Annotated in this window: 4 protein-coding genes; 1 reads left to right on the plus strand and 3 read right to left on the minus strand. The window is 49.7% G+C overall.

The genetic code is table 11. The annotated features are described in order from the left end of the window. The 3 genes from IQ219_RS15855 to IQ219_RS15865 form a co-directional block, all read right to left on the minus strand. On the minus strand, positions 1-1108 hold a 1108-nt coding region (locus IQ219_RS15855; RefSeq protein ID WP_194073245.1), incomplete at its 3' end, for a caspase family protein. Positions 1109-1260: 152 nt separating this feature from the next. Beyond that, entirely contained in the window at positions 1261-3267 is a 2007-nt protein-coding gene (locus IQ219_RS15860) for an NAD(P)/FAD-dependent oxidoreductase (protein ID WP_194073246.1), read from the minus strand. Between the two features lie 64 nt (positions 3268-3331). After that, positions 3332-5074 carry an ABC transporter ATP-binding protein gene (locus IQ219_RS15865; RefSeq protein WP_194073247.1) on the minus strand — a complete coding sequence of 581 codons (1743 nt, stop codon included), beginning with the start codon at positions 5072-5074 and terminating at the stop codon, positions 3332-3334. 206 nt (positions 5075-5280) lie between these two features. Between IQ219_RS15865 and glk the strand changes: the two genes are divergently transcribed. After that, the coding region (glk, locus tag IQ219_RS15870) for a glucokinase (protein WP_194073248.1) at positions 5281-6119 on the plus strand (839 nt) is incomplete at its 3' end.

Raw genomic sequence — 6119 nt, forward strand, 5'->3', positions numbered from 1 at the left:
GCACTTGCCAGAGGGTATTATCCGGGCGGTCGGGATTATCCGTTGGGTTAAGGTTATTTTCCGCCCCCATGGCTGGAATCGTTAAATAACAGGAATGCACCAGGGCCCGCTTTTGCACCAAGGGAGCCAGGGCCACAATTTGGCCTTGGAGAGAATTGCCGCCGACTAAGCCCGTTACCATACCCTCTCCCCCCATTGCTAGGGTTGTGGCAGCTAAGAAATCCGGAGAATTATTCGGCGATCGCCATTGGGGAATTTGTTCTGTGCCTAAACGGGGAACTAGTAAATTGCGGCTATGGTCCCAAAGGCTGGCCATCGCGCTGGCGGAGTTGTTTTCCCAAAGACTTTGGGTTAGGGCCAAGGTGAATAGTCCCGCTGACTGTTTGCCCAATTGAACTTCCACCGCAGTTTGTCCAGGGCCAGTGGCGCTAATTAGGGTGATATTGCCCAAGCTTGCTTTGGCTGGGGGATTACTAACATTGACCTCCGGAGGCGTCGGCCCTCCCCGGCCCCCACTGCGACCCCGCAAATTCCCCTCAAACTCTTGGGACCCAGTGCTAAAGCCACAGTCGAGCACAAGGTAGATTTGTTTGGTTTTAAGGGATTGCAGCCAATTGACTAGGGTAGTGAGGGGCAGAAGATTATTTTCCTTTTCTCCGCTTAAAAATAACCCCAAATAGGGCAAAGCCTGCTCCCAGGTGGGGTTAGGGGTCATGGCCGCTGGCGGATTATAACTGCCGTAACCACTAAAGGCCACCACCACTGGATCGCCTTTTTGCACCTGTTGCCGCAGATGATTGTCAAACAAAGTTTCCAGGGCTGGCAATGTCATGGCCTGGGAGTCTAGGCCGGCCACTTTGGCAGTTTCAAAGCCGTAACGTCCCCTTAATACTTCCCCTAACAATTGCCTATCGGTGGTGCATCCCGTCAATCCCCGGCGATCGCCGGTAGATCCATCACCCTGCCCCGCCGCCAACAGTAGGGCCCACTTTTGATTCGTGTTAGATGCTAGGGATTGGCCCATAGTTCTGCCGGACCATCCCCAGGCCCAGGAACCAAGCCCCAGGGCGATGCCGCTACGTAAAAATGTCCGTCGGTCAAAGGTCATTGTCAATTCAACTCTCTCAGGCGATCGCCATGGGCCTAGCCTAGCGTTTTGAGAACTTTGGTGCTGGACACATTCCCATAATTAGATTAACAGCAATGTCTGCCCTGGTGAATGTGCTGGAGCAAACATTTTTTCCTTAATGTCACACTAATCTACTTAGATTGTTGAGCTAATTTTGGTTGAATTTGATAACCGAAACACAACAGAGAAAACCATAATTGGGGAGAAAGCTTTTCCAACCAAGTGCGGGAATTAATTAGCCACCGGGGATACCAAAAGCGGAACAAAGCATTGAGCAAAGCCTGACGGGAAAAGTCAAAATAAACTAACAGCCATTTTAATAGATCCTTGGTACCAGCCATCTGCCAAATCCAAAACAATAGTTGGGGATTTTTACGGGCCGCCTTTAGCGCTAAGCGGGAAAATAACAACCAAGTGGTGCGGTCTTTAATGAAAGTTTCCGCCACCGTGGGGGGAGAATCTGCCAATAGGCCAAAAAAAGTATTGAGCATGGCGTTAACCTGTTGGGGCGGCAACTGTTTGCCCGTCGGCACCATCATCCCCTTGGAAAACATCCAAGTCACAGCAATATTACTTTGGTAGGCTCGAATTTGATTTAATTGCTTTGCTTGGAGCAGGTCATACTGCAAAGCCGTGTGCAACAAGTCTGTCAATTTTGCTAGGTTCCTTACCAGAGAACCAAACCCAGTAAATACCAACGGAGATTGTAGGGAAGCGGCATCCCCGATCGCCACTAATCGGTCTAGGGCAATGGTGCGGTCCTGGGCGCTGGTGCTAAAGTGACCAGGAATATAACCGAAGGTAGCTTTTTTCCAAGTTAACTTTTCTAGATTACAGCGACGATACTCCGGCAAAATGCTGAAAAAGTCTTCGTACATTTCCAACAATGAGCCTGGATTTTTTGGGTTAACTTGATGGTAATGGAAAAGATAAATGGTCATTTCATCCCCTGCTCCGGGGAACAATTCCCAAATTAATTGCCTACCCCGGGAAATATCCCCATGGGAATTGAGCACATCACCATAGGCATTGTCCCAAACCACCGGATCAATGCCTTCCACCACGGCCCCCACGGTGGGACACACACTGTTAAAGGTTTTACCGCCATTTAGTTGCCAAGCAATGGGGGAAGCGGTGCCCATGGCATCCACCAACAATCTGGCTTGGGCTAGTTGTGTTTGATTATTTTGCAGGTTCAGACAATGGACTACTACTTTTTTCGGGTCAATGGTGGCGTCTATAAATTCAGTTTCGTCCCAAATAGTCCCTCCCGCTTCTTGGAGTTTTTCTCCACAAATTGCCAAAAATTTAGCCGAATCTAGGGCAATGTTTAACACAGTGGGAGTGTGGAGCACATTGGCTTTGAGATGGGGGGGATTATAGGCGTCAAAAAATTTATTAAACCCGTCTCGATATTCTCGAGCAATGACGCTTTCAAATTCCTCTGGAGTGAATAAATTTAAGTCAATTAACCGCTGAAATTCATCCCGAGAAATATTCCATTCCCGATTCATGCGGCCAAAGGGCAATCGTTCAATGAGCAGGACTCGATAACCTAATTGAGCCATCACCGCCGCATGGACTGAGCCCAGGGCCCCGCCCAGGTAAATTAGGTCAAACTCAGGGGTTGCAGGGTCTAACGCCTTCGCTGTAGGAGTTTGACTGATCACTTGCTTGGGTGTTTGGGGATTGGCCACATTTTCCCGCCACCGTTGTTCCCACCAGTAAACCCGTTTGAGGTCATATTCCCCCTGGGGAAATTTCTGGAAGAATTTAACTGTTTCAGGATATCGGTCTTGCAATGCCTGGAAAATATTTTGCCGCTCTAGATCGATCGCCGGTGGGGCCGGATAGGTAGGGGGAAATTTTTGTTCTAATGCCCGCCGTAATTCCTTGGCGATCACCGTTTCTTGAGGGAAGCTGGTGTCACCCCAACGCACACATTTAAGATAGGTGGTTCTTTGTAAAGACCAAACAAAGATCGATAGTTCACTGCTTTGGCCGGAGGATCCCCTGAGTCTTAAACCCTGTTGAGTGGGCAACTTTTGCCCCACTAAGGGCGACCAAGTTCCCTGGAGCCAAGCAACAACTTCGGCGGTGGCAGGGGTGGGGACTTCACAGTAGAGCAGTTCACGCATGGGTTGGAGATGGACTTAAAACTTAACTAATTTTCCAGTAAAAGGAGTTATTGCGAGGACGAAATCAACTTAAAACCTTTTCTAACTCATGTTGTTGCCAAAGGGATTGATAAAGTCCTGACTCCTGCAGTAGTTCTTCATGGGTGCCGGTTTGGACAATGTGGCCATGGTCCATGACAAAAATGCGGTCAGCCTGGGCGGCGGCAGAAAGTTGGTGGGAAACAAATAGCACTGTGTTGTTGCGGCGGGCTAAATAATGCAAAATGCGGGTAGCGGTCTGGTTATCCACGCTGGAAAGGGCATCATCTAGCACCAGCAGGGGTGCATCGAGAATCAAAGCTCTAGCCAAAGCGGCCCGTTGTCTTTGCCCACCGGATAGGGTAATGCCCCTTTCCCCCACTAGGGTTTGGTAATGCTGGGGAAAATTAGCAATTTCCTGGTCTAAATGGGCCTGTTGGGCCGCCTGCTCGATCGCCGTGTCGGTTTGACTCGGATCACTGTAGGCAATGTTTTCGGCAATGGTGGTGCTGAACAAAAAGCTGTCCTGGGGCACAAAGGCGATCGCCGACCGTAGATCGCTGAGGGCAATTTGGGTGATGTCGTAGTCATCAATGAACACCTGCCCAGGAGCAATATCTAGCAAACGGGGTAAGGCATTAACCAGGGTAGATTTACCGGAACCGATGGGCCCCACAATGGCTACCATTTCCCCGGGGTAAACAGTGAAATCCACCTTCTCCAGGGCCGGTAGGTCGCTGCCGGGGTAGCAATAACTCAGGCCCCGGGCAGTAATTTTTCCCGTTGCCCGAGCCGGACTAAAGGGTAAAGGTTGGGGCACAGTTAAAATTTTCGGGGTGGTGTGGAAAATAGCTTCCACCCGTTGAATGCTCACTTCTCCCCGTTGATAGGCGGTGATGGTAAAACCCAGCAGAGCAGTGGGAAATACCAACCGTTCCACTAAAATAATCAGGGCAATGAAATCCCCAATGGTGATGCTGCCATCTTGAATTAAACCTGTGCCAAAGGCCAGCAAAATGAGCAAGCTCAGGTAAGCCAGACCTTCAATGAGGGGAAAGAGAAAATTTCTAATGCGGGCCAGCTTCAAGTTCGCCTGGAGCAATTTTTGGTTTCTTGTCTGAAAAGCCTGCCGTTCGTTATCTTCCTGAGAATAAATTTTGATTAAACTGATGCCACTCATGTCCTCTTGCACCAGTTCACTCAGGGCGGATAACTCTTCCTGCACCTCCAGTTGATAATCCCGTAATTTGCCGCTGAAAAGATTAACACTCATCAGCATCAATGGATAAACGGAAATGGCTAACAAAGTGAGGGGAATGTGGAGGGCAAACATGGCCGGGATAGTCAGGGCATAGGCAAAGATGGTGTTAATCAAACTCAACACCGCAAAACCTACCAAACGGCGAATATTGTCTACATCGCTGGTGGCCCGGTTAATCAAATCCCCAATGGTATTTTCAGTAAAATAAAGGGGTTCTAGCCTGAGCAAATGGTCAAAAATTTTCTGTTTGAGCTCATATTCCACCTGTCTCCCCACCCCAAAAATAAAAATGCGGGAGGCCATGCGAATAAACCACATCAGGGAAGCCAAAATGACAATCAGCACCACAATGCGGGCCACGTCCGACGCTTCAAACGGGGGCATTAAATCATCAATGCTATCCCGCATCAAAAGAGGAATATAAACTCCCAGGGCATTGGCCAAAAACAGGGCAAAAGTTCCAGCTCCGATCGCCCGCCAATGGGGAGTTAAATAACGAAGTAACTGCTTGACGCTGGGGGCGGCCATGGACGGAACCTAAAGGGAAAACAGCCTTGATCCTAACCCATTTAACGGTTAATTTCCTCTGACCCAGGGGGAGGAACTGCACTGCTAACGTTGCTAAACCTTGCTGAAATGGGAGAATTTTGGCTTTTTATTTGGTGACCATTTCCCCCGTAGCCTAAACTGCTAAAAGACCGTGTTTTGTGTAATTTTTTGATGGCTTTGGGGCCATGGGCGTCATGGGCGTAAATTTTTTGGCAGGGGATATTGGTGGCACTAAAACTATTCTCGCCCTAGTGACGGTGAAGGATGACAGTCCTGGATTGGGTCAGCCCGTGATCCTGTTTGAACAAACCTACAGTAGTCCAGCTTTTTCCGATTTGGTGCCCATGGTGCAACAATTCCGCCAAGAAGCGGCCTTTGTGCTGGGTAATCCGGTCTCCGTTGCTAAAGCTTGTTTTGCCATTGCCGGCCCTGTAGTCGATAACACCTGTCGCCTCACTAATTTAGATTGGCACCTCAGCGGCGATCGCCTGGCCCAGGAGTTGGCCATTGCCCAGGTTGACCTCATCAATGACTTTGCCGCTGTGGGCTACGGCATTTTAGGGCTAGGGTCAGAGGATTTAACCGTACTCCAGTCTGCTCCAGTGGATCCGTCAGGGGCGATCGCCATCTTGGGAGCGGGCACCGGCTTGGGACAATGCTACGTTATTCCCCAGGGTCAAGGACGCTATCGAGTTTTTGCCTCCGAAGGAGCCCATGGTGATTTTGCTCCCCGATCGCCGTTGGAGTGGCAATTGTTGGAGTATCTCAAACAGCAGTATGCCCTGTCGCGGGTTTCCATTGAACGGGTGGTATCGGGCATGGGCATCGCCGTGATTTATGAATTTTTGCGGCACCAATACCCAGAACGGGAATCAGCCCAATTCAACAAACTGTTCCAAACCTGGCATCAGGAAAAGGATCAAGAAGCCAAAACCGTCGATTTAGCGGCGGTCGTATCCCAAGCAGCCTTAGAAGGCACAGACAATTTAGCCAGCCAGGCCATGGAGCTTTTTCTTGGGTCCTA

The organism is Synechocystis sp. LEGE 06083 (assembly GCF_015207725.1).
In the GTDB taxonomy this organism is placed as follows: domain Bacteria; phylum Cyanobacteriota; class Cyanobacteriia; order Cyanobacteriales; family Microcystaceae; genus Synechocystis; species Synechocystis salina.

Bases quoted from the DNA above. Each gene is read 5' to 3' on its own strand.
- IQ219_RS15865 (WP_194073247.1), bottom strand. From the start codon at position 5,074: ATGGCCGCCCCCAGCGTCAAGCAGTTACTTCGTTATTTAACTCCCCAT.
- IQ219_RS15860 (WP_194073246.1), bottom strand. From the start codon at position 3,267: ATGCGTGAACTGCTCTACTGTGAAGTCCCCACCCCTGCCACCGCCGAA.